This window comes from Nitrospirillum karajorum (assembly GCF_036348415.1).
Lineage (GTDB): Bacteria > Pseudomonadota > Alphaproteobacteria > Azospirillales > Azospirillaceae > Nitrospirillum > Nitrospirillum amazonense_B.
The window spans coordinates 2,539,964-2,562,899 of record NZ_JAZBQB010000003.1 but is presented as its reverse complement, the minus strand read 5'-3'; the positions used below and the strand labels follow the sequence as shown (position 1 = coordinate 2,562,899).

At 67.3% G+C, this 22,936-nt stretch carries 20 protein-coding genes and 1 pseudogene; 4 read left to right on the top strand and 17 right to left on the bottom strand.

The features are described 5' to 3' along the window. The first annotated feature begins 571 nt into the window (after positions 1–571). Positions 572–1,372 carry a glycosyltransferase family 2 protein gene (locus tag UCD39_RS25615; protein ID WP_330498426.1) on the top strand — a complete coding sequence of 267 codons (801 nt, stop codon included), beginning with the start codon at positions 572–574 and terminating at the stop codon, positions 1,370–1,372. Continuing rightward, positions 1,369–2,076, top strand: coding sequence for a glycosyltransferase family 32 protein (locus tag UCD39_RS25610; protein ID WP_330498425.1), 708 nt, complete (start codon positions 1,369–1,371; stop codon positions 2,074–2,076). The genes UCD39_RS25615 and UCD39_RS25610 overlap by 4 nt, the downstream gene beginning before the upstream one ends. Here the strand turns inward: UCD39_RS25610 and UCD39_RS25605 are convergent. The 16 genes and pseudogenes from UCD39_RS25605 to dusB form a co-directional block, all read right to left on the bottom strand. Next, entirely contained in the window at positions 2,073–3,866 is a 1,794-nt protein-coding gene (locus UCD39_RS25605; protein ID WP_330498519.1) for a S9 family peptidase, read from the bottom strand. The genes UCD39_RS25610 and UCD39_RS25605 overlap by 4 nt on opposite strands. A 20-nt stretch (positions 3,867–3,886) precedes the next feature. Beyond that, complete coding sequence (locus UCD39_RS25600) at positions 3,887–4,495, bottom strand: hypothetical protein (protein ID WP_330498424.1); 609 nt, start codon at positions 4,493–4,495, stop codon at positions 3,887–3,889. A gap of 103 nt (positions 4,496–4,598) precedes the next feature. Then, positions 4,599–4,964 (bottom strand): cupin domain-containing protein, encoded by a 366-nt coding sequence (locus tag UCD39_RS25595; protein ID WP_330498423.1) that lies wholly within the window; start codon positions 4,962–4,964, stop codon positions 4,599–4,601. A gap of 45 nt (positions 4,965–5,009) precedes the next feature. Continuing rightward, a complete protein-coding gene (locus tag UCD39_RS25590) occupies positions 5,010–5,609 on the bottom strand; it encodes a hypothetical protein (RefSeq protein WP_330498422.1) in 600 nt (199 codons plus the stop codon). A 63-nt stretch (positions 5,610–5,672) separates the two neighbouring features. Then, positions 5,673–6,536, bottom strand: coding sequence for an inositol monophosphatase family protein (locus UCD39_RS25585; protein WP_330498421.1), 864 nt, complete (start codon positions 6,534–6,536; stop codon positions 5,673–5,675). Between the two features lie 163 nt (positions 6,537–6,699). Continuing rightward, a complete protein-coding gene (gene groL / locus UCD39_RS25580) occupies positions 6,700–8,358 on the bottom strand; it encodes a chaperonin GroEL (RefSeq protein ID WP_145730174.1) in 1,659 nt (552 codons plus the stop codon). Between the two features lie 157 nt (positions 8,359–8,515). Next, the gene (locus tag UCD39_RS25575; protein ID WP_145616338.1) at positions 8,516–8,803 is read right to left on the bottom strand and encodes a co-chaperone GroES; all 288 of its coding nucleotides are present in this window, start codon (positions 8,801–8,803) and stop codon (positions 8,516–8,518) included. 139 nt (positions 8,804–8,942) lie between these two features. Then, positions 8,943–10,349: a GTPase HflX gene (hflX, locus tag UCD39_RS25570; protein WP_503629722.1), complete on the bottom strand. Its 1,407-nt coding sequence runs from the start codon at positions 10,347–10,349 to the stop codon at positions 8,943–8,945. A gap of 70 nt (positions 10,350–10,419) precedes the next feature. Further along, positions 10,420–10,668, bottom strand: coding sequence for an RNA chaperone Hfq (gene hfq, locus UCD39_RS25565; RefSeq protein ID WP_040843434.1), 249 nt, complete (start codon positions 10,666–10,668; stop codon positions 10,420–10,422). A gap of 147 nt (positions 10,669–10,815) precedes the next feature. Beyond that, positions 10,816–11,511, bottom strand: coding sequence for an HAD family hydrolase (locus UCD39_RS25560; protein ID WP_330498420.1), 696 nt, complete (start codon positions 11,509–11,511; stop codon positions 10,816–10,818). Continuing rightward, a complete protein-coding gene (locus UCD39_RS25555) occupies positions 11,508–12,380 on the bottom strand; it encodes a D-amino-acid transaminase (RefSeq protein WP_330498419.1) in 873 nt (290 codons plus the stop codon). The genes UCD39_RS25560 and UCD39_RS25555 overlap by 4 nt, the downstream gene beginning before the upstream one ends. Before the next feature lie 65 nt (positions 12,381–12,445). Then, the gene (ntrX, locus tag UCD39_RS25550) at positions 12,446–13,849 is read right to left on the bottom strand and encodes a nitrogen assimilation response regulator NtrX (protein ID WP_145730172.1); all 1,404 of its coding nucleotides are present in this window, start codon (positions 13,847–13,849) and stop codon (positions 12,446–12,448) included. 30 nt (positions 13,850–13,879) lie between these two features. Beyond that, positions 13,880–16,210: a sensor histidine kinase NtrY-like gene (locus UCD39_RS25545; RefSeq protein ID WP_330498418.1), complete on the bottom strand. Its 2,331-nt coding sequence runs from the start codon at positions 16,208–16,210 to the stop codon at positions 13,880–13,882. 288 nt (positions 16,211–16,498) lie between these two features. Then, positions 16,499–17,953: a nitrogen regulation protein NR(I) gene (ntrC, locus tag UCD39_RS25540; protein WP_145730170.1), complete on the bottom strand. Its 1,455-nt coding sequence runs from the start codon at positions 17,951–17,953 to the stop codon at positions 16,499–16,501. Between the two features lie 3 nt (positions 17,954–17,956). Beyond that, positions 17,957–19,080: pseudogene (locus UCD39_RS25535) on the bottom strand (two-component system sensor histidine kinase NtrB). Further along, entirely contained in the window at positions 19,080–20,180 is a 1,101-nt protein-coding gene (gene dusB / locus UCD39_RS25530; RefSeq protein ID WP_330498417.1) for a tRNA dihydrouridine synthase DusB, read from the bottom strand. The pseudogene UCD39_RS25535 and the gene dusB overlap by 1 nt, the downstream one beginning before the upstream one ends. Before the next feature lie 243 nt (positions 20,181–20,423). On the opposite strand from dusB, the gene UCD39_RS25525 reads away from it, so the two are divergent. Together UCD39_RS25525 and UCD39_RS25520 are read left to right on the top strand one after the other, a co-directional pair. Continuing rightward, positions 20,424–21,599, top strand: a complete 1,176-nt coding sequence (locus UCD39_RS25525; RefSeq protein WP_330498416.1) for a bifunctional 2-C-methyl-D-erythritol 4-phosphate cytidylyltransferase/2-C-methyl-D-erythritol 2,4-cyclodiphosphate synthase — start codon at positions 20,424–20,426, stop codon at positions 21,597–21,599. 5 nt (positions 21,600–21,604) lie between these two features. Then, on the top strand, positions 21,605–22,096 hold the full coding sequence (locus tag UCD39_RS25520) for a CinA family protein (protein ID WP_330498415.1): 492 nt from the start codon (positions 21,605–21,607) through the stop codon (positions 22,094–22,096). A gap of 11 nt (positions 22,097–22,107) precedes the next feature. Here UCD39_RS25520 and UCD39_RS25515 read toward each other — a convergent pair whose 3' ends face one another. After that, a complete protein-coding gene (locus UCD39_RS25515) occupies positions 22,108–22,884 on the bottom strand; it encodes an alpha/beta hydrolase (protein WP_330498414.1) in 777 nt (258 codons plus the stop codon). Between the last annotated feature and the right edge of the window lie 52 nt (positions 22,885–22,936).

Here is a 22,936-nt window from a genome sequence, read left to right as displayed (position 1 = left end):
ATTTTGACCTTATCCCATGATCCCGGGTGACCCATTATGCATTTTAAAGTTACATAACCCATTGCGATAAGCTGCTTTTTAGGGCGGATTATGGTCGCGGGGAGCCTGGACTGGCTGCCAAAATTAGAAATTTTATTATCAGAATCACGCAACAAACATCCGGAGCGTAACGCCCCATCCTTAAGTTGTCAATTAATTTAAAGCACGAATGCATTAATCACAGATAGAACTGCTTACGATTCAATTATGCGCAATCACATAACAGAAACAGCACCAACACACCAGTTACGATGATAAAAAAATAAATAAAATTTAATAACAATAAACTACAATACAATTAAATAACAAAATTCCCAATCTATGGCATCGCAATTTTATTAAGCTTTACTTGATTTACTCCGCGCAAATGGGCCCACCAAAATCTCATCAGGTCATATAGCGGCATGAGAGAAAATCTTATGCCACTGGTTGCGCGTCGAACCAAACCCGCCTTGGCATCCCACCACCAGTCTGAGAGACTGGCGCCAAGGCCCCAAGCGCGGGCCGTCATCATTCAGGGTCGGGGGGCCTGATGGCCGAGCTACCGTTGTTTTCCGTCATCGTGCCCACCCATAAACGGGCGCCCCTGCTGCGCCGGACGCTGGCGTCCATCAACGCCCAGCGCGAAGGCGTTGGGGGCGTGGAGATCCTGGTGATTTCCGACGCCACCGATGGCGACACCGACGCCGCCTGCGCCGAGCTGCTGACCCCCGCCGACATGTATGTCCGCCGCAACGGCCCCTCCGGCCCGTCGGCCAGCCGCAACATGGGGCTGGCGCTGGCCAAGGGCGCCTACATCCTGTTCCTGGACGACGACAACTCCTGGCACGACGGCTTCCTGCCGGCGCTGCGGGCCCAGCCGGCGGTGCAGCAGGGGCTGCCGGTCTATTTCAACTGCTCCATCGTGAATGAGCGCCGGGGGGCCGACGCCGCCATCCTGTCGGAAGGCGGGGCCGATCTGGCGGGCCGCCTGACCGATGAGATTTATCTGAAGAACCAGATCCCGGTCTGTTGCTTCGCCTTCCCCCGCGCCCTGCTGGCCGGCCTGAAGTTCGACGCGCACATGCGGGCGTATGAGGATTGGGAGTTCATGCTGGCCGTCTACGCCCGGCAGAAGGCAGTGCATGTGCCCCTGATCGGGGCGCGCATCTTCAAGGACAGCGGGGAGGAATCGGAGCGGCGCGGGGTCAGCCAGCAGTCGCACGACTACAACGCCGTGTTCGACTATCTCTATGTCTATCGCCGCCATCCTGCGCCCAACGCCGATCTGGGCCAGCGGCGCGCCAGCCTGCTGAACAGCTTCAACATCCCCGTCACGGCGGAGATGGTGTGACCGTGCCACACGACCTGGACGCGCTGGAAAGCCGCACCCTGTTCTGCCTGTGGACGGGGTATGAGGAGATGTCGGACGACCGGCTGCGGGCGCTATGGACCATCTTCCGCAACACCGGCTGCGCCGTGGCCTTCCTGAACCGAAACACACTGGACGATTGGGTGAAGCCGGAGCATCCACTGCATCCCGCCTGGCCCCATCTCAGCGCCACGCACAAGGCGGATTACCTGCGCTGCTACCTCATGCACCATTACGGCGGCGGCTACACCGACATCAAGACCACGTCCAAGACCTGGGGGACATTCTTCGACCAGCTGGCCCAGTCCGACAAGCTGGCGCTGGGTTACCAGGAGTTGCCCAACGGCGTCGCCCCCATTGAAGGCCCCCTGGGTGATGACCTGCGGCGTGACTATGCCGACCTCATCGGCCTCTGCGCCTTCATCTTCCGCAAGGGCACGCCCCTGACCGCCGCCTGGCTGCAGCGGACGGAGACGCTGCTGGACCGGAAGCTGCCGGAATTGCGGCGCCACCCGGCAATCCACCCGCTGGACCGCCAGGGCATCCTGCTGCCGGACGGCAGGCCGTCACCCTATCCGCTGAAATGGACGGAGCTGCTGGGCGACATTTTCCACCCACTGGTCCATGAGTTCCGGGACCAAATCATCCAGGCGCCCATCCAGCCCGCCTTCGCCCGTTACCGTTAGCTGGCGTTACCGCTAACCGCCGGCGCGGACGCCGCCGAGGTCGCCCGGGCGTTCCAATCGGGCGCGTCGGCGCCGCCCAGGTGCTTCAGGAAAAAGCCGTACTGCTTGCGCAGGGCATAACGGATGGGGCCGGTGGAGCGGCCGGCGGAGTGCCCCTCGCCGGGTACCACCAGCAAATCGAAGGTCTTGTCCGCCTTGATGAGGGCGTTCACCACCTGCATCGTGGACGACGGGTCGACATTGTCGTCCAACTCGCCCACCACCAGGGCCACCTGGCCCGTCAGCCGGTGGGCGTTGTCGACGTTGGACGACTGGGCGTAGCTCTCATCCACCGGCCAGCCCATCCATTGTTCGTTCCAGCTGATCTTGTCCATGCGGTTGTCATGGCAACCGGCGTAGCAGAAGGCGGCCTTGTAGAAGTCGCCGAAGAACAGCAGGGCGGCCAGCGAACTCTGCCCGCCGGCGGAACCGCCATAGATGCCCACCCGGCTGATGTCCAGTTGCGGATACTGCGCGGCGGCGGCCTGCCACCACTTGATGCGGTCGGGGAAACCGGAATCCTTCAGGTTCTTCCAGCAGACGTCGTGGAAGGCCTTGGACCGGTTCATGGTGCCCATGCCGTCGATCTGGGCGACAACAAAACCCATTTCCGCCTGGGCCTGCATGCCGATGACCTTGTCGCCCCCGGTGTGGAAACCGAAAGGCCAGAAGGTCTTGGGCACGAAGCTGTCATGCGGCCCGGCGTAGATGTTCTCGATGACCGGATAGCGCCGGCCGGGGTCGAAGCCCAGGGGACGGACAATGACGCCCCAGATGTCGGTCTTGCCGTCGCGGCCCTTGGCCTTGAACACCTCCGGCGGGCGGAAGCCGGCGGCCAGCAGGCGGGTGATGTCGCCCCGCTCGATCTCCGCCACCAGCGACCGGTCGGCCGTGCGGCGCAACTCCATGACCGGCGGCTGATCGATGCGGGAATAGGTGTCGACGTAATAGGCTAGGTCGTCGGACAGGCTGACGTCGTGATAGGCGTCGGCGCTGGTCAGCGGCACCAGGTTGCGACCATCGAAATCCACGCGGTAATAGTGCTGGAAGTAAGGGTCCTCGCCTGGCCGCATGCCACCGGCGGCGAAGTAGATCTGGCGCCGGTCGTCATCCACCCGGGCCACATGGCGCACCACCCATTCCCCCTTGGTGATCTGGGTCTTCACCTTCCCGGTGCGCCCGTCGATCAGGTACAGGTGGCTCCAGCCATCCCGCTCCGACAGCCAGATGACCTCGGCGGCGCCCTGCTTCACATCGTGGCGGAAGCGGCGTTCGTTGTTCACGAAGGTGGTGGCCGTCTCCGTCACCACGGCGCGGGGGGTGCCGGTGGCTGCGTCAACCTCGATGACCCGCACCATCTGGTGGCCCCGCCGGGTGTACTCGAAGACCACCGTGGTGCTGTCGGCCCGCCACTCGAAATCCGTCATCAGATAGGGGTTGGGGAACAGGGCGGCATCGATGGCCAACTGGCGTCCAGGCGCCCCGGCGCGCGGAACATGGAACAGCACCGGCTGCTCCTGGTCCACGGCGTCGCCCGGCTTGGGGTACAGCTGGGTGTGCAGCTTGGGTTCGATCTGGTCCTTGGGCGAGGATTCCACCTTGTGGACCTCGCGCCGGTACCCGGGCCGCACGCGGTAGAGGATCAGCTTCTGCGAGTCCGGCGACCAGGCGATGGTCTCGCCGTCATAGAAATCACCCTCGCTGCCGTCGGTGCTGAGCAGCGTCACCGTCCCGGTGGCGACCTCGCGCAGCGCCAGGTTCTGGTTCTGGATCAGGGCCTCCCACCGCCCGTCGGGGAGCGTTTGGGCGCCGTGTCGCCGGGCTGGGTCAGGTCGCGCACCACGCCGAACCCCCGCGGGCGGCGCCCGCCCTCCTCCGGCTCCTGCTTGCAGGCGTAGTCTGACAGGCGGCAGGACCATTCCGCCTCGTCCCACTCGAAGGTCAGGGTCTGGCCATCGTCGCTGAACTCGGCCCGGTCGAAGGGCAACTCCAGGCCGGTGAAGCGCCGCCCCGTGGCCTTGCCCAGCTCGGCCGCCAGCCGGTCATGATCGAAGGCGGGGCTCTTCTTCAGCGTCGCCGCGTCGACGATGACGAACTGGAAGCCGCCCGGCACCGTCTTGCGGTACAGGAAACCACCGCTCTTGCCCACCCAATGGGCGGGCCAGGCGACATTCTCTGTCAGGCCCATCCAACGGTCGCGCAAGGACAGCGCACGCTCATAATCCGCCGCCCCCGGCACCGGGCCGGCGGCCGGTGCGGAGGCGCCGCCGGTGGGCAGCGATCCGGCGGTTCCCGCCGCCTGGCCGGCCGCCCGGGCGCCGACGGAATGGGCCGCCGCCGCGGCGGCAGGCAGGGCAGCGATGAACGAACGACGACGCATGGAAACGGCTCCCCTTTATCGGAACCGCCATTTAAGAATGTATACAATATCCGAACAAGGGGATTTTTAACCGCCGTCCTCGGTGGCCCGGCGAACCGCGAGCCTAGCTGAGTTGCTCTTCCAGGCTGCGCGTGCGCGGTGTCATCTCATCGCCGGTGTGCTTCGTGGACGCTGGCTCGATCAACAGCACCCAGCACTCCTCCCGCGCCACGGGATTGTGGCGGACACCGCTGGGCACGGTCAGAAAATCCCCCTGGGCGAGATCGACCGGCCCGTCCTCAAACTCGATGCGCAGGGAGCCTTTCACGATATAGAATAGCTCGTCCTCCCCATCATGGGCGTGCCAGACAAGCTCGCCCTTGAGCTTCGCGGCCTTGAGCAACTGGTTATTCACGCGACCGATCACCTTGGGCGACCAGTAATCGGTCACGCGATCAAACGCGGCGGCAAGCGTGGTCGGGGACAGCATCAGGATCTCCTGCATCGGAACATGGGTGAAACTTTGTCCTCACGGTCACCCGGCAACGGGCGCCATCCTGGCCCGCAGCGCCCGGATAAAGCCTTGCGGGTCATCAACGGCAAAGGCCACCGTGCTCACGGTCCGGGCGGACCGGAGGAAGCGGCGGCGTACCTGCGGAACCGTCAAGGCCAGGGCGACATTGGGCGCCACCAGCCGGCTCACGTTTTCCGGTCCCCGGCGCGTCAGGCCGGCGGCCCGCCCGTCACCCGTGCGGCGCCAGGCATGCCAAGCGCCCACGGTCCCCCACAGCACATGGCCGCCGACCAATCCGGCCACACCCGCCACGGCCCAGGGCATGGCCGCCAGGGCCGTGCGCAAGGGCGGGGTGAGACCGAGCACGCCGCTGACGAGGCCGAAGGCGATGGCGGACATCATCGCGCGCGCGCCAGGCGGTCGCCCCTGCCGCAGCCGCTCCGCCACGGCGAAGCTGGTGGCCAGGCTGTCGGCGGTGATCCACAGGAACAGCAGTGCCGCCAAACCGGCATGCCCCGCCGCCCAGGGCGTGCGGATGACCAGGGACGCCAAGGCGATGAGCGGAAATGGCGCCAGGCGTACGAGCGGGATGAGGCCGGGATGGAACGCTTTCACCGCCATTTCCTGACTCTCCTATCCGAGATACCCCTGCCCTGGTACCGGTCCCAGCGTCTTCGGTTCCCCTCACTCCACGTTGAACAACGTGGAGTGCAGCGCGCGCCAACTGTCGGCGTCGGGGGCCATCAGCAGGCCGCCATCGCGATCGGTGGGACCGTAGGGCGTTTCGTCCAGCTTGGCGGCGTAACCGCCGGCCTCGGCATACAGGAAGGCGCCGGCGGCATGATCCCAGGGCTTGATCATGTTGTTCAGGCTGAAATGCGCCTGGCCGGTCAACAGGTCCAGGTAATCGTGGGCGGAGCAGCGCTGGGTGTAGGCCTCGGCCACGCGTTCCCGCCGCTGGGTGAGTTGGCGGCGCATGTCGCTGTCGAAGAAGCGGATGTTGGCGATGCCGCGCATCTGCGCCACCGCCACGGGCGGCAGCGCGACGCAGCGGGTGCCGGGATCGGCGGCATCCGCCCCCACCAGCCAAGCGCCCTGCCCCAGCCGGCCGCGCACGGTGCGCCGGCCCACCGGGTCATGGATCCAGCCGGCCACCGTGCGGCCGTGGGCCGACAGCGCCACGATGACGCCGAAGCGGGGCTTGCCGGCCACGAAATTCGCGGTGCCGTCGATGGGGTCCACGATCCAGACGGGATCGGCGCCAAGCAAACGGTCCAGAACGGCGGCGTCGGCCGACACCGCCTCCTCCCCCACCACGGTGCTGCCGGGCAGAAAGGCCGTCAGGCGGGCGGTCAGGGCGCGTTCCGACGCCTCATCGGCCACGGTCACCAGGTCGCCTGGTCCCTTTTCCCGCACGTCATCGCCAGCCAGATGCTGGAAGCGGGGCAGGATTTCCGTTTCGGCCACGGAACGGATCAGGGCATCGACGGCGGCCAAGTCGATGGGGGGCAGATCGGGCACAGGCAGGGGCGCGGTCGTGGGACTCATCTGGGCACATCTATGGTTTGCGGCGGCGGCGTGCCCCCTAGCAATAAAATCGATAGGCCAAACCATAAAGCCCCAAAAAGGAAAAGGGCCGCCCCCTGGACGAACCAGGAGGCGACCCCTTCCAAAAACAGGCCGGAAAGCCGGGCCCTGGGAATGGCAAGGCTTAGAAGCCCATGCCACCCATGCCGCCCATGCCACCCATGCCGCCGCCCATGCCACCTTCCGGCAGGGCCGACTTGGGCTCGGGCTTCTCGGCGACCATCGCCTCGGTGGTGATCAGCAGGCCGGACACGGAGGCGGCATGCTGCAGGGCGGTGCGGACCACCTTCGTCGGGTCGATGACGCCGAAGGCGAACATGTCACCGAACTCACCGGTCTGGGCGTTGTAGCCAAAGGCCGCGTCGTTGTTGTCCAGCAGCTTGCCGACAACGATGGAACCGTCGGTGCCGGCGTTGAAGGCGATCTGACGGACCGGCGACTGCAGGGCCTTGCGGATGATGTCCACGCCCACGCGCTGGTCGTCGTTGGCCGGCTTCACATTGGCCAGCGACCGGGTGGCGCGCAGCAGGGCGGTGCCGCCGCCGGCCACCACGCCCTCTTCCACCGCGGCGCGGGTGGCGTGCATGGCGTCGTCAACGCGGTCCTTGCGCTCCTTCACCTCGACCTCGGTGGCGCCGCCGACGCGGATGACGGCAACGCCGCCCGCCAGCTTCGCCAGACGCTCCTGCAGCTTCTCACGGTCGTAGTCCGAGGTGGTCTCCTCGATCTGCGCCTTGATCTGGCCGATGCGGGCCTCGATGTCGGCCTTGGCGCCGACGCCGTCCACGATCGTGGTCGCGTCCTTCGTGATCACCACCTTCTTGGCGGTGCCCAGCATGTCCAGCGACACGTTCTCAAGCTTGATACCCAGATCTTCGGAGATGACCTGGCCGCCCGTCAGGATGGCCATGTCCTCCAGCATCGCCTTGCGGCGGTCGCCGAAGCCCGGGGCCTTCACCGCGGCGATCTTCAGGCCGCCGCGCAGCTTGTTCACCACCAGGGTGGCCAGCGCCTCGCCTTCCACGTCTTCCGACACGATCAGCAGCGGACGGCTGCTCTGCACGACGGCCTCCAGGACCGGCAGCAGGGGCTGCAGGCTGCCCAGCTTCTTCTCGTGCAGCAGGATGTACGGGCTTTCCAGCTCGGCCGTCATCTTCTCCGCGTTGGTCACGAAGTACGGCGACAGGTAGCCGCGGTCGAACTGCATGCCCTCGACGACCTCCAGCTCGGTGTCGAAGCTCTTGGCCTCTTCCACCGTGATGACGCCCTCGTTGCCGACCTTGTCCATGGCCTTGGCGATCATCTCGCCGATCTCGGCTTCGCCGTTGGCGGAGATGGTGCCGACCTGGGCGATCTCACCGGAGGTGGAAACCTTGCGCGACTGGCCCTTCAGGTCGTCGACGATGGCGGTGACCGCCAGGTCGATGCCGCGCTTCACGTCCATCGGGTTCATGCCGGCGGCCACGGCCTTCACGCCCTCGCGCACGATGGCCTGGGCCAGCACGGTGGCGGTGGTGGTGCCGTCACCGGCGACGTCGTTGGTCTTCGAGGCCACTTCGCGCACCATCTGGGCGCCCATGTTCTCGAACTTGTCGGCCAGCTCGATCTCCTTGGCGACGCTGACGCCGTCCTTGGTGATGCGCGGGGCGCCGTAGCTCTTGTCCAGGACCACGTTGCGGCCCTTGGGACCCAGGGTCACCTTCACGGCGTCGGCCAGGATGTCCACGCCGCGCAGCATGCGGTCGCGGGCATCCGTGTTGAACTTCACGTCCTTGGCAGCCATCTTTAAATCCTTTTTCGTTTTCCCTCAGGCGCCGGGCGGCCACCTTCGTGGCCTTGGCTATTCTCGATTTCCAGTCCGCCTGCGGCTCCCCGGAAATCTCCGGCGCCCACGGTCGTGGGCTACGGCTGAGACAAGCTCAGCCGCTGATTTTGCGGTGTTATTCGAGGACGCCGAGCAGGTCGGACTCGCGCATGATCAGCACGTCCTTGCCGTCGATCTTGGCCTCGGTGCCGGACCACTTGCCGTACAGCACCTTGTCGCCGGCCTTCACGCTCAGGGCGACGATCTCGCCCTTCTCGTTGCGGGCGCCGCTACCCACGGCCAGGACTTCGCCCTGCTGGGGCTTTTCCTTGACGGTGTCGGGGATGATGATGCCGCCAGCGGTCTTCTGATCCTGCTCGATGGGCCGGATCACCACACGGTCGTGCAGGGGCCTGAAACTCATTTGGAACCTCCAGGGATGGGCGCCGGCCCCTTCTCATGAAGCGGGCCGGCGTCGGGTGGCCGGCACCTTAGCCCAACCGCCAAGGCGGCGGGAAGCAAGGGATGCGCGGCTGAGGGCGGAATGCCGACGGGATGGCGGGTCAGGACACCTGGACCTGTCTGTCCGGAGCAACCCGTTCGGTGAGCGGCGGGGTCTCCGTCACGGAACAGGCGGGAAAGCGGTCACGGAAACGGGCCACGTCCGCCGGCTCCAGCGCCACCGTCAGGTGGGCGTTGTCGTCGTCGTCCTCGCGCTCCGTCACCTCGCCCTTGGCATAGAGCCAGGCCATGGCGGCGCCATCGCTGACCGGAACACGGACCTTCACCACATCGCGGCCCGCCACCATGCGGCGGTCCAGGACGTTGAACAGGCTCTCCAGCCCCTCCCCGGTCAGGGCCGACACCGCCACCAGGCCGTCGGGCCGGCGGCTCTGGCGCACCAGGGCGTCGCGGTCCAGCGGCGGCAGCTTGTCGATCTTGTTCAGGACCTCCACCACCCGCGGATCGGTCTCGACATCGATCCCCAGTTCGCCCAGCACCGACTCCACGTCCGCACGCTGCGCCTCGCTGTCCGGATGGGCGGCGTCACGCACGTGCAGGATGATGTCGGCGGCCAGCACCTCCTCCAGGGTGGCGCGGAACGCTTCCACCAGATGGTGGGGCAAATCGGAAATGAAGCCCACCGTGTCCGACAGGATGATCTTGCGGCCGGACGGCAGGACGATGGACCTCATGGTGGGGTCCAGCGTGGCGAACAGCAGATCCTTGGCGAACACGTCGGCCCGCGCCATGCGGTTGAACAGCGTGGACTTGCCGGCGTTGGTGTAGCCCACCAGGGCCACCACCGGATAGGGCACGCGCTCGCGCGCCTTGCGATGCAGGCCGCGGGTGCGCCGCACCTCCTCCAGTTCCGCCTTCAGCTTGATGATGCGGTCGCCGATGAGGCGGCGGTCCATTTCCAGCTGGCTTTCGCCAGGGCCGCCCAGGAAGCCGAAGCCGCCGCGCTGCCGCTCCAAGTGGGTCCAGGACCGCACCAGGCGGGAACGCTGGTAGGTCAGCGCCGCCAATTCCACCTGAAGCTGGCCTTCCCGGGTGCGCGCCCGCGCCCCGAAAATTTCCAGGATCAGGCCGGTACGATCGATGACCTTGGCCTTCAGGTCGCGCTCCAGGTTGCGCTGCTGCACGGGCGACAGCGCGTGGTCCACCACGACCAGGCCGATACCCTGCTCCGCAATGCGCTGGGCTGCCTCCTCAAGATAGCCGCCGCCCAGCAGGGTGGCGGGCTTGGGCCGTGTGACGCGCACGCACTCGGCCGCCACCACCTCAAGCTCGATGGCGGCGGTCAGGCCGACCGCTTCCTCAAGCCGGGATTCGGGGCTGCGTTTATCGTCGAGGTCTTCACGTAAAATGGGATGGATCACCAGGGCGCGCCGGGCGGATTGCTCCACCGGCGGCGCCTCTGGCCTATCGGAAAGGGGGGCGGACACATCCGCCGGACGATCCGTCACAGCGCCGCCGTCCTTTCCGTCAACCGGCCTGGCCGTCCCGATGCGGGACGGGGCCGACTGGTCACGCGTATCAATCGTGGTCGCCTTCCTTGGCCGACTCGAACAACTGGATGGGGTGCGCCGGCATCACGGTCGAGATCGCATGCTTGTAGACCAGCTGCGAATGGGCGTCCCGGCGCAGCAGCACCGAGAAATTGTCGAACCAGGTGATGATGCCTTGCAGCTTCACGCCGTTGACGAGGAAGACCGTCACAGGGGTCTTGTTCTTCCGCACATGGTTCAGAAACACGTCCTGAACGTTTTGCGACTTTTCGGACATTGCATGCCTCGCTCTTTATTGCGGGCCCTCTTGGGAGGGCCCGGGGGTTGCCTTTTCGGCGGTTATGGAGCCGTGCGTCAAAATGCCGGCGACCCCGGGCACATCCCGGAGCGTCCGCCATCCTAGCACAGGAACTGATATGGGGTGCTAGAGCGCATCCACCAAGGTGCAAAGTTCGTCGCAGCCAGGGAAGTGGCGCAAGGGGGGAAAAGCGCCCAAGGCGCCCTCGCCATGCGGGGTAGCCCCGACCATCACCGGCACGCAGCCGGTGCGGTGGGCGCACTCCATATCGATATCGGCGTCGCCCACGAACCAGACATCCGGCCCGGGCGTCATCCCCGACGGCTTCAGCGCCAGGTGGACCGGTGCTGGGTGCGGCTTGTCGGCTTCGGCATCGCCCGCCCCGACCAGGGCGCCGCACCAGCGGTCCCAGCCCAGGGCCCCAGCCTCCGTGCGCAGGAAACGGCCGGTCTTGTTGCTGACCACGCCGATATAGACGCCACGGGCGGCCAGCCTTTCCAGCAGCCTGCCCGCCCCGCTCAGCGGGTCGAGGTATTCCAGGTGGTGGGCCTCGAAGTGGGCGTAGAAGATGTCCCGCGCCCGTTCCCACCCGTCACCGAACAGGGCGGGAAAGGCGTCGCGCAAGCTCTGGCGCACGCGGGTGTAGCTTTCCTCCAGCGTCCAGGTGGGCAGGCCGAAGGCGTCCAGCGCAGCGTTGGTGGCGGCATGGACGCAGCGCCAATTGGTGACCAAGGTGTTGTCCCAGTCGAACAGCACCGCCCTGGGGAGTGCCAGGGGCGGCACGGCCACGGCCGAGGTGGACACGGTGTCGCGCACGCTCACGACCTGGCCGCCACCGGGTCGGCCACGCCGACATGCGCCAGATAGGCCTCGCGCAAGCGCCGGCCCAGCGGACCCGGGACGCCGTCGCCCACCAGCCGGCCGTCGATGCGGGTGACGGGAACGCAGAAGGTGCTGGCGCTGGAGATCAGGGCCTCGCGCGCGGCGTAGGCCTCCTCCACCGTGAACGCCCGCTCCTCGAACGGGATGTCCGCCGCCTCGGCCTCGGCCAGCAGCGACAGGCGGGTGATGCCGTTCAGGATGCGGTTGCTGGCGGCCCGGGTGACCAGCACCCCCGCCTCGGTGACGATCCAGGCGTTGCTGGAGCAGCCCTCCGTGATCGTGCCGTCGGGGTCAACTTGCCACGCCTCGAAGGCGCCCGCCTCCGCCGCCCGCTGCTTGCCCAGCACCTGGGGCAGCAGCGCCACCGACTTGATGTCGCGCCGGGCCCAGCGGATGTCAGGAATGGTGATGACGGAAACCCCCTTCTCAAGGTGCTGCGGCGCGCTGAACTTCGTGGCGCGGCAGGTGACCACCAGCGTGGGCGCCGGATCGACCGGGAAGCGGAAATCGCGCGGCGCCTCACCCCGGGTGATCTGGACATAGACCAGGCCGTTGCTTACCCGGTTGCGGCGCGCCACCTCGCGCATGACGAAGCGCAGGCTCATGGGATGCATGGGCCAGGGCAGGTCCAACTCGTTCAGGGAGCGCGACAGGCGGGCCAGATGCCCGTCCTCGTCGGCGAAGACGCCGTCGACCACCGAAACTACTTCGTAAACGCCATCGGCGAACTGGAAACCCCGGTCCTCGATATGGACATGGGCGTCACCGTGCGGGACGTAGCGACCGTTGACATAAGCGGTCCGCGGCATGGGATGAACCTCATCTAAAATCTGAAGCGCAGGCAAAAACTGACGTTACGTCAGCCTATTGCGCGTTATTCCTCACCCTTTCCATCACCCCGGTCATTGCCATGAACCCCCAGCGACTTCAGCTTGCGGTGCAGGGCCGACCGCTCCATCCCCACGAAGGAGGCGGTACGGGAGATGTTGCCGCCGAAGCGGGTGACCTGGGCCAGCAGGTATTCACGCTCGAACACCTCGCGGGCGTCGCGCAGCGGCAGGGACATGATCTCCCCGCCCTTTTCCCAGCGCAGCACCGTCGGCGTGATGGAGCCGATTTCCGGCGGCAGCATGTCGGCACGGATGGGCTCATCCGGGTCGCCCGGCACCATGATCAGCAGCCAATCCATGACGTTGCGCAGCTGGCGCACGTTGCCCGGCCATTCATAGGCCTGCAACGCCGCCATGGCGTCCTCCCCCAGGATGCGCTGCGGCAGGCCCGACGCGGTGGCGGAGCGCTGCAGGAAATAGCGCGCCAGCAGCGGGATGTCCTCCCGCCGCTCGCGCAGGGCCGGCACCTTCAGGGGCACCACCGCCAGGCGGTAATACAGGTCCTGGCGGAACTGCCCGGCCTCGATCTCCGCCGCCAAGTCGCGATTGGTACTGGCGATGACGCGGACGTCCACCTCCACCCGGGTGCTGCCGCCCACGCGCTCGAAGGTCTGTTCCTGCAGCACGCGCACGATCTTGCCCTGGGTTTCCAGCGGCATGTCCGCCACCTCGTCCAGGAACAGGGTGCCGCCGTGCGCCTGCTCGAAGGTGCCGACCTTGCGGCCGGCGCCATCGATGGCATGCTCGGTCCCGAACAGCTCAACCTCCAGCCGGTCCGGCCGCATGGTGGCGCAGTTCAGCGCCACGAAGGGGCCATCGGCCCGGCGGGAGTGTTCGTGGATGATGCGGGCCACGATCTCCTTGCCGCTACCCGGCGGGCCGCTGACCAGGACGCGGCTGCCCGTGGGTGCCACCTTGTCCAGCGACTGGCGCAACTGGTTGATCAGCAGCGACCGGCCGATCAGTTCGACCTCGCCGCCGGCGCGCAGGCGCAGCTCCCGGTTCTCGCGCCGCAGGCGGGCCGCCTCGATGGCGCGCTCCACCAGCAGCAGCAGGCGGTCGGACTTGAACGGCTTTTCGATGAAGTCGTAGGCGCCTTTCTTCAGGGCCGCCACCGCCGTTTCGATGGTGCCGTGGCCGCTGATCATCACCACCGGCACGTCGGGGTGGTCCCGCTTCATCTCATCCAGGATCTGCAGGCCGTCCAGGCGGCTACCCTGCAGCCAGATGTCCAGGATGATCAGGCTGGGGCGGCGGGCGGCGACGGCGGCCAGGGCCTGGTCGGCGTCCGCCGCCTCCCGGGTCTTCATGCCCTCGTCCTCCAGGATGCCAGCGATCAGCATCCGGATGTCAGCCTCGTCATCGACGATCAGAATATCATGCGCCATGGGTCAACGCCTTTGGAGTCAAACGCCTTTTTAGGCACTGGTGCCGGTCGCCGGGACCGGGCTGGCCGCCGCGTCCGCGTCTTGCGGGGCGGCCGCCTGAATGAGCGGTAGCATAAGGGTGACGCGGGCGCCGCCCCCGGGGTTGTCATCCAGCCCCAGGGTGCCGCCGTGGTCCTCCAGGATCTTCTTCACGATGGCCAGCCCCAGTCCCGTCCCCTTGGCCCGGGTGGTGACATAGGGTTCGGTCAGGCGGTCGCGACCCTCGTGCGGCAATCCCTTGCCGTTGTCGGCGATGGTCAGGACGATGTGGTCGTCCATGCCCTCCACCTTCAGGGTGATGTGGCCGGGCGGGCCCTCACGGCCGCTGGCGGCATCTTCCTCGATCCGGCCCTCGATGGCCTCCATCGCGTTCTTCAGCAGGTTGGTCAGGGCCTGGGAGATCTGGCGCCCGTCACATTCCACCTCGATCCGCTGGGGCGGCAGGATGCTTTCGAACTTGATGGCGGTCTGGGCCGTCGCCTGCAGGAACACAGCCTGGCGGCACAGCTCCTGGATGTTCTGCGGCTTCATCACCGGCGTAGGCATGCGGGCGAAGGCGGAGAACTCATCCACCATGCGGCCGATGTCGTCGACATGGCGGACGATGGTGTCCGTCATCGCCTTGAAGGTTTCCGGATCGCTCTGGATTTCCTTTAAGTACTTGCGCCGCAGACGCTCCGCCGACAGCTGGATGGGGGTCAGCGGATTCTTGATTTCATGGGCGATGCGGCGGGCAACGTCCGCCCAGGCCGCCTTGCGCTGCGCCGACAGCAGTTCCGACACGTCGTCGAAGGTGATGACAAAGCCGCGGATACCGTTGGCGCTGGTGTCGGCGGCCACCCGCACCAGCAGGGTGCGCTGGGTGTTGCCCCGGCGGATCTGCACCTGCGCCTCCACCAGGCGCGACGGACGCCGGCGGATGGCGGACATCAGCTCCTCCAGCTCCGGCACCACCGCCAGGATGTCGCGCCCCACCATCTCATGCAGGTCGGGGATGTCCAGCAACTGGGCGGCGGACTGGTTGGGCAGGTTGATGAAGCCCTGCTCATCCAGACCGATGACGCCGGCCGACACGCCCGCCAGCACCGCCTCGGTGAAGCGGCGGCGCAAGTCCAGCTGGCGGTTGGCTTCCACCAGGTCACTGCGCTGGGACGACAACTGGCTGGTCATGCGGTTGAAGGCGCGGCTGAGGGAGGTCAACTCATCCTCCGGTCCGGGGAGCGTCTCGGGCACGCGGGCGTTCAGGTCGCCGGTGCGGATGCGCTCCGCCGCGATGATCAGCGCACTGATGGGGGTGATCAGGGCGTTGGCGAAGTTCAGGCCGGCCCAGATGGCCACCAGCAGCAGTAGCAGCGAGACGACGATGAAGATCAGCATCATCTTCGTCTGAAGGCCGAAGCGCTGCCCCTCCAGCTCGGTATATTCATGCACGGCGGTCTGGGCGGCGGTCATGTGTTCCATGACCTTGGCCTCCACCGGCCGTCCCAGCAGCAGGAAGATGTCGAAGTCCGGATCCAGGCGGATCAGCGCGGTGATGCGCTTGTCGGCCTCGTTGAACTCCACATCCACATCGCCCTTGCGCGCCTTTTCCATGCGCTCTTTGGGGAAGGCCTCGGCCTGGAAGACCGACCCCAAGGTGTAGCTGCCGTACTGCCGCCCCTGCCCGTCGAAGATCACCGCCTCGGTGAAGGAGCGCTGAAACAACTCGTTGCGCAGGAAGGAATAGAGGTACAGCGGGTCCAGGGTGATCAGCGGGCCCAGGCGGAACAGGTCGTTGGCCACCCAGCGGGCGTCGTTGCTGATGGCGATCTGGTGTTCGTCCAGATAGGCGCGCGCCACCACCAGACTTTCGTTCACCGCCGTGCGCACCCGGTCGCTGAACCAGGACTGGACACCCAGATAGAAGAAAAAGGCGGAGAAGGCCGCCATGACGATGGCCGGCAACACGGCCAGCAGGCTGAACACCGCGACCAGCCGCACATGCAGGCGGGAGCCGGCAAGGCCGCGCCGCCGCTCGATCCACAGGCCGACGATGCGCCGGGCCATGAGCGCCAGCAGCATGAGCAGCAGGGCGCCGTCCAGGGTCAGCAGCAGGCTGACGGTGTTGGCGTTGTTGCCGAAGGGCGGCTGCTGCGTCAGCGCCGCATAGGTGGCGAAACCCGACAGCACGGCGGCGAAGGCCAAGGCCACCGCCAGCTTGTTGCCCAACCCGAATCGCGTGGCCCTGACGGACAGACGGCGCCACCAGCCGTCAGCCTTGGCGGCGTGCGGAACTTCCGGGCCGGGGGGCGGCGTGATCAACGCCGGCGGGGTGGCCGTCATGGCGCGAGAACCAGGGCCGGCGCCATAGCCGGGGCTATTGGATATAAGACCGCGTGAAAGGCGAAACGAAGCACGGTTGCTGCCAAGTCGGTGGGCCCAAGGGGATGACACGGGCGCCCCCGACATGGGAAGTGGGCGGGCGAAGCCACCGAACGGCACCGATCCGACATCCATCGGATGGGTGCCGCCCGGAAATGCCGCTGTGGCCCAGGCGCCCACCTCTGTTACCAGAATGCAACGCGCGTTTCCAGCCGTCCGTCTTACGCACCTTGGTAGAACTAACCGCTGCTACTTCAGGCCGCGGACCACCTGGATATCCAGATCCCTGATCTTCTTGCGCAGGGTGTTGCGGTTCAGGCCCAGCATATGCGCGGCCTTGATCTGGTTGCCCCGCGTGGCGATCAACGACAGGGACAGCAGCGGCCGCTCCACCTCGCGCAGCACGCGGTCGTACAGGCCGGCGGCCGGCACGCCGTCCTTATGGGCGGCGAAGTAATCCTTCAGGTGGCGCTCCACCGCGGCCCCCAGTCCCTCGTTCTGCGGCTCCTCCGCCGGGGCTGCGGCGGGGGCGAAGTCGGCCAGCTCCTGCTCGATGACGTCGATGCTGATGACTTCCTGGGTGTACAGCGCGGCAAGGCGCCGCACCATGTTCTCCAGCTCGCGCACGTTGCCGGGCCAACGGTGGCGCCGCAGCCGTTCCAGCGCCGCGTTGTCCATGCTCTTCAACGGCAGGCCCTGCTGGTGCACGAGACCGAAGAAGTGGCGCGCCAGCGCCGGGATGTCCTCGGTCCGCTCACGCAGCGGCGGCAGGCGGATGGGCACCACGTTCAGGCGGTAGAACAGATCCTCACGGAACTGCCCCTGACGGATCAGAGTGCGCAGGTCGCGGTGGGTGGCGGCGACGATACGTACGTCGGTCTTGATGGGCGTACGCCCGCCGACGGTGGTGTACTCCCCCTCCTGCAGCACGCGCAGCAGGCGGGTCTGGGCGTCCAGCGGCATGTCGCCGATCTCATCCAGGAACAGGGTGCCGCCCTGCGCCTGCTCGAACCGGCCTGTGGAGCGCACGGTGGCGCCGGTGAAGGCACCCTTCTCGTGGCCGAACAGCTCGGACTCGATCAGTTCGCGCGGAATGGCGGCCATGTTGACCGCCAGGAAGGGGCCGTTGCGCCGCTTGCCGTAATCGTGCAGGGCGCGGGCCACCAGCTCCTTGCCGGTACCCGACTCGCCGGTGATCATGACCGTCAGGTCCGTCCCCATCAGGCGGGCCAGGACGCGGTAGATCTCCTGCATCGCCGCCGACCGGCCGATGAGGGGCAGCGCCTCCTCCTCCGCTTGCGCGGCCGCGGCGCCGGCCGCCGCCGGCGGGGCCGGCTGGGGCGTGGACAGCGCGCGCTCCACCATGCCCATGAGGTCCTTCAGGTCGAAGGGCTTGGGCAGGTAGTCGAAGGCCCCCCGTTCCGCCGCCTTCACGGCGGTCAGCAGGGTGTTCTGCGCGCTCATGACGATGACGCGCAGTTCGGGGCGCAGCTTCTTGATGCGCGGCAGCAGGTCCAGGCCGTTCTCATCCGGCATCACCACGTCGGTGATGACCAGATCGCCCTCCCCATCCTGGACCCAGCGCCACAAGGTCGCGGCATTGCCGGTGACCCGCACGTCATGGCCCAGGCGCAGCAGGGCCTGGTTCAGGACGGTGCGGATCGCCCTGTCGTCGTCAGCGACAAGGATGGTGGATGGACCCATGGATTAAACGCCCCCCTCTGACGCCGTCCGCCCAGGGGCAACCGGCAGCGAAACCTTGAAGATCGTGCGACGCGGCACGCTGTCGAAATCGATGACCCCGCCATGGTCGCCGATGATCTTGGCCACCAAGGCCAAGCCCAGGCCGGTCCCGTTCATCTTCGTGGTGACGAAGGGGTCGAACAGGTTGGCCCGCAGGTCTTCCGGAATGCCGTCGCCATTGTCCTGCACGCTGATCAGCAGCGGCAGATGCACCCGGCTGTCCGATCCCGGCACCGCCAGGCGCACTCCATGCTGATAAGCGGTGGACAGGACGATCTCCCCGCCCTTGTCGGGGCAGGCCTCGGCCGCGTTCTTGACCAGGTTCAGGAAGACCTGGATCAGCTGGTCGCGGTTGCCCAGCACCGGCGGCAGGGACGGATCGTAGCGCTCGATGAAGCGGATGGCGCGGCCGAAGCCGCTCTGCGCCACGCGGCGCACATGCTCCAGCACGCCATGGATGTTCACCGCCGTCTTTTCCAGCGGCCGGCCATCGGTGAAGACCTCCATGCGGTCCACCAGCGCCACGATGCGGTCGGCCTCATCGCAGATGAGGCGCGTCAGCATGCGGTCGCCTTCCGAGGCGTTCTCCTCCAGCAACTGGGCGGCCCCGCGGATGCCGGACAGCGGGTTCTTCACCTCATGCGCCAACATGGCCGCCATGGCGACGACGGAGCGGGCGGCCCCCCGGTGGGTCAGCTGGTTGTCGATCTTGCGGGCGATGGACCGCTCATGCAGCGACAGCACCACCAGGTCCGGCGGATCGGACAGGGGGCGGCCTTGGCCGTCAGGAAATGCAGGCCGATGCGCGGCGTCTCCAGCATGATGCTGTAGTCCGACACGCTACCGCCCGTCATCCGCGCCTGGTCGATCAGCGAATGGACGGGGCTATCACCCGGAATCAAGGTGTCGAGCAGGCTGCCCACCAGCAAGGTGGCGCTGGCGTCGAAAAACTCCTCCGCCTGCAGGTTGGCGAAGTGGACACGGCGCTGCCGGTCGATGACCAGGATGGGTTCCGGCAGGGCGGACAGGATGGCCGTTGGATCGACCACGCCGTTCGCCGGGGCCGGCAGGGCCGCCGTCCTCCCCATCAGGCGGCCGCCTTCTTGTCGCCGGCGGTAACGTCGTCCCCACCGTCTTCGACGTCGCAGCCGGCCTCCGTCGTCAGGCCCCGGCCGGACAGATCGCGCCCGACGATGCCCCGGTCCAGCAGATCCTGGTACCAGCCCCGCACGAAGTCTTGAACCAGGTCCGCCTTCTCGATGGTGTTCACCTTCGCGCGGTACTCGGCGGAGCCCGGCAGGCCCTTGGAATACCAGGCGATGTGCTTGCGCCCGATCTTCAGGCCGGCCTCGGTGCCGTAATGCTCCAGAATGGCGTCGTAATGCTCCAGCACCAGGTCGCGCTGTTCCGCCAGCGTCGGCTCAGCCGGGGCCGCGCCCGTGCGCAGCATCTGGATGACCTGGTTGATGAACCAGGGGCGGCCATAGGTGCCGCGGCCGATCATGACCCCGTCGGCGCCGCTCTCTTCCAGGCACCGGGTGACGTCCGGGAAATCCACAATGTCGCCATTGGCGATGACGGGCAGCGACACGGCGTCCTTCACCTGGCGGATGAAGGCCCAGTCGGCGGTGCCATTGTACATCTGGTTGCGGGTGCGGCCATGCACGGTGATCAGGCGGATGCCGCACTCCTCCGCGATCTTGGCCAGGCGCGGCGCGTTCAGGTTCCGCTCATCCCAGCCCTTGCGCATCTTCAGGGTCACGGGCACGGGCACGGCCTTGACCACCGCGTCCAGGATGCGGCCGGCCAGCGGCTCATCCTTCATCAGGGCGGACCCGGCGTAGCCGTTCACCACCTTCTTCACCGGGCAGCCGAAGTTGATGTCGATGATGGAGGCGCCCCGGTCCACGCACAGCTTGGCCGCCTCCGCCATCACCTCGGGCTCGCAGCCCGCCAGCTGGACGGACAGCACGCCCTCCTGCGCATCCGGGTCGATCTTCTTCTCGGATTCGCGGGTGGCGCGGATCATCGCCTGGCTGGCGATCATCTCGGAAACGACCAAGCCGGCGCCGGCGCGCTTCACCAGGCGACGGAAGGGCGTGTCGGTGACGCCCGACATGGGCGCCAGGATCACCGGATCCTCGATGGTGATGGGGCCGACCTGGATCGGCGCTAACTTACTGCCCATTTCCTAGGCGCTTTCCGTGACTGCTTCAAAATTAGGCGTTCAAGCTATCATGAGGCCCCGGCAAAGGGAAGCGATGCCGCCGAAGGTGGCAGATGCGACTATGGTATGGCAGGTCGTGGGGGCCAGCGACCAAACACCCCTGGCGGCGGCCTTCTAACACGCGATATCTCTCTCGGGGCAAAGGGGCCGTCTCTGACCCCGAGCTTCTTTTCATCTCATCGCTTTCCGGTGTCTCGACCCATCATGCCGTCCTGCCTTGCCCTGATCGTCGCCGCCGGCAGTGGCTCCCGCTTCGGCGGGGACATGCCCAAACAGTATTTGTCCCTGGCCGGCCGCCCGGTCCTGGCCCGCACCGTGGCCGCCTTCCAGAACCATCCGGAAGTGACGGCGGTGCGCGTGGTGATCAACCCCGCCCACCGCGACCTGTATGAGGCGGCGGTGGACGGCCTGGACCTGCCCCCGCCCATCGCCGGGGGCGCCGCCCGCCAGGACAGCGTGCGCAACGGGCTGGAGGCCGCCGCGGCCGAGGGCGGCTATGATCTGGTGCTGATCCACGACGCCGCCCGTCCGCTGGTCGACGCCGCCAGCATTTCCGCCGTCATCGGCGCCCTGGCGGAAGTGCCGGCCGCCCTGGCGGCGGCCAGCGTCAGTGACACGCTGAAGCGGGCCGACACGGACGGCGCGGTGGCCGCCACGGTGGACCGCACCGCCCTGTGGCGAGCCCTGACACCGCAAGGCTTCCGCTTCGCCGACATCCTGACGGCACACCGCGATCTGGCGGGGCAGGAACTGACCGACGACGCCGCGGTTGCGGAAAAGGCCGGCCTGCCGGTCCGCCTCGTGCCCACCAACCCCGACAACCTGAAAGTGACCCATGCCGAGGATCTGGCGCGGGCGGAGAAGATCATCATGAACCAGTTGGGCGACGTCCGCGTGGGCCACGGCTATGACGTGCACAAGTTCACGGAGGGCGACCACATCGTCCTCTGCGGCCTGAAGGTACCGCACACCCACAAGCTGGAAGGCCATTCCGACGCCGACGTGGGCCTGCACGCCCTGACCGACGCCATCCTGGGCGCCATCAGCGCCGGCGACATCGGCAGCCACTTCCCGCCGACGGATGAGCGCTGGCGCGGCGCCGACAGCGGCAAGTTCCTGCAGCACGCCGCCAGCCTGGTGACGGCCAAGGGCGGCGTCATCGCCCATTGCGACATCACCGTCATTTGCGAGCGGCCCAAGGTGGGCCCGCACCGCGAGGCCATGGTGGCCCGCGTGGCCGAGTTGCTGGAGATCGCGCCCGACCGCGTGTCGGTGAAGGCCACCACCACCGAGGGCCTGGGCTTCACCGGCCGGCGCGAGGGCATCGCCGCCATGGCGACCTGCACGGTTCGCCTCCCCTGGCCGGCCGCCGGAGCCTGACGCCCATGTTCCCGGCGGAGATCACGGACGCGGCTGAACGCCTGCTGGCCACCTGCCAAAAGGACGGCTTGTGGCTGGCCACGGCCGAGTCCTGCACCGGCGGCCTGATCTCCGCCAGCCTGACTGCCATTGCCGGTTCCTCCGCCGTGGTCGACCGGGGGGTGGTCACCTACAGCAACCAGGCCAAGATCGACCTGCTGGGCGTGCCCGACGGCCTGATCGCCCGGCACGGGGCCGTCAGCCGCGAGGTGGCGCACGCCATGGCGGAGGGGCTGCTGGCCCGCTCCCGCGCCGACATCGCCTTGTCGGTGACCGGCATCGCCGGTCCCGGCGGCGGCAGCCTGGAAAAGCCGGTGGGCCTGGTCTACATGGGCTGCGCACGCCGCGACCACCCGGTGGTGGTGGAGCGGCACGTTTTCCCCGGCGACCGTGACGCGGTGCGCCTGGCGGCGGTGGCGCGGGCGCTGGCGATGGGCCTGGCCGCCGCGGAGAGTTGAGGCATGGCGGTCTAAGCCGGGCCCAGCCACCAGTCCAACGCGCTCTCGACCACCTCCGGCGGCATCGCATGCCCGCCGTCGAACACCCGCAGATCCACCAGGAACCCCCGCCGCTTGAACGTAGGCACGGTGGCGCGCGCCGTTTCCTCCAGGGGCAGCACGCGGTCGGCCGTGCCGTGGCTGATGAACACCCGGATTTGGCCGCCGTCGGACAATGTCCCCTGGGTGTGTAACGGGGCGATGTGCCCGGGGGAAAAGGCGATCAGCGTGGGAAACAGGCCCAGGTTTTCCGGTCCCAGCGACAGGGCATAGGTCGCCCCATCGGAAAATCCCGCCAGCGCCACCCGGGCCGGGTCCACGGCATAGCGGGCGAAGACCCGGGCAAGGAAGGCGTCGATGCGGGCTGGATCGGCGCCATAGCGCGGCCCCCAGCGCTCATCCGCCTCATGCTTGCGCGCGGCCAGCATGTCCCAGGTGTAGTCCCTGGAGTCGGGGGCCGCGATGATCACCCCACGGGTCTCCGCCAGCGGCGCCAAGCGGGCCACCATGTCGGCGCCCCGCTGGCTGGCACCGTGCAGTATCACCAGCATTGGCAGGGGCTGGCCGGGCCGATAGGATCGGGGGATGAGGACCATGCCATCGTCCAGGCGCACCGGACCCACCGGTTCCTCCGCCGCCACGGGCGTAACCTGTGGGCGGGCCGTGAGATGAACCAAATCATCCGCCCGCGCCAGCACCGTCAGGAGCAGCGGCAGGCAGGCCAACACCCAAACCACACGCCCGCGCATCCCGTTCCCCCGGCCCGCTTCCCCGCGCCGCCAGCTTGGGGGAGGGGTCGCC

Excerpts from the sequence above, each read along its gene's own strand:
- UCD39_RS25515 (WP_330498414.1), bottom strand. The coding sequence starts at position 22,884 with ATGCGCGGGCGTGTGGTTTGGGTGTTGGCCTGCCTGCCGCTGCTCCTG.
- UCD39_RS25555 (WP_330498419.1), bottom strand. The coding sequence starts at position 12,380 with ATGCCGCGGACCGCTTATGTCAACGGTCGCTACGTCCCGCACGGTGAC.
- UCD39_RS25525 (WP_330498416.1), top strand. The coding sequence starts at position 20,424 with ATGCCGTCCTGCCTTGCCCTGATCGTCGCCGCCGGCAGTGGCTCCCGC.
- dusB (WP_330498417.1), bottom strand. The coding sequence starts at position 20,180 with ATGGGCAGTAAGTTAGCGCCGATCCAGGTCGGCCCCATCACCATCGAG.
- ntrC (WP_145730170.1), bottom strand. The coding sequence starts at position 17,953 with ATGGGTCCATCCACCATCCTTGTCGCTGACGACGACAGGGCGATCCGC.
- UCD39_RS25615 (WP_330498426.1), top strand. The coding sequence starts at position 572 with ATGGCCGAGCTACCGTTGTTTTCCGTCATCGTGCCCACCCATAAACGG.
- groL (WP_145730174.1), bottom strand. The coding sequence starts at position 8,358 with ATGGCTGCCAAGGACGTGAAGTTCAACACGGATGCCCGCGACCGCATG.
- UCD39_RS25590 (WP_330498422.1), bottom strand. The coding sequence starts at position 5,609 with ATGGCGGTGAAAGCGTTCCATCCCGGCCTCATCCCGCTCGTACGCCTG.
- UCD39_RS25520 (WP_330498415.1), top strand. The coding sequence starts at position 21,605 with ATGTTCCCGGCGGAGATCACGGACGCGGCTGAACGCCTGCTGGCCACC.
- ntrX (WP_145730172.1), bottom strand. The coding sequence starts at position 13,849 with ATGGCGCATGATATTCTGATCGTCGATGACGAGGCTGACATCCGGATG.
- UCD39_RS25575 (WP_145616338.1), bottom strand. The coding sequence starts at position 8,803 with ATGAGTTTCAGGCCCCTGCACGACCGTGTGGTGATCCGGCCCATCGAG.
- UCD39_RS25585 (WP_330498421.1), bottom strand. The coding sequence starts at position 6,536 with ATGAGTCCCACGACCGCGCCCCTGCCTGTGCCCGATCTGCCCCCCATC.
- UCD39_RS25545 (WP_330498418.1), bottom strand. The coding sequence starts at position 16,210 with ATGACGGCCACCCCGCCGGCGTTGATCACGCCGCCCCCCGGCCCGGAA.
- UCD39_RS25600 (WP_330498424.1), bottom strand. The coding sequence starts at position 4,495 with ATGCGTCGTCGTTCGTTCATCGCTGCCCTGCCTGCCGCCGCGGCGGCG.
- UCD39_RS25595 (WP_330498423.1), bottom strand. The coding sequence starts at position 4,964 with ATGCTGTCCCCGACCACGCTTGCCGCCGCGTTTGATCGCGTGACCGAT.
- hfq (WP_040843434.1), bottom strand. The coding sequence starts at position 10,668 with ATGTCCGAAAAGTCGCAAAACGTTCAGGACGTGTTTCTGAACCATGTG.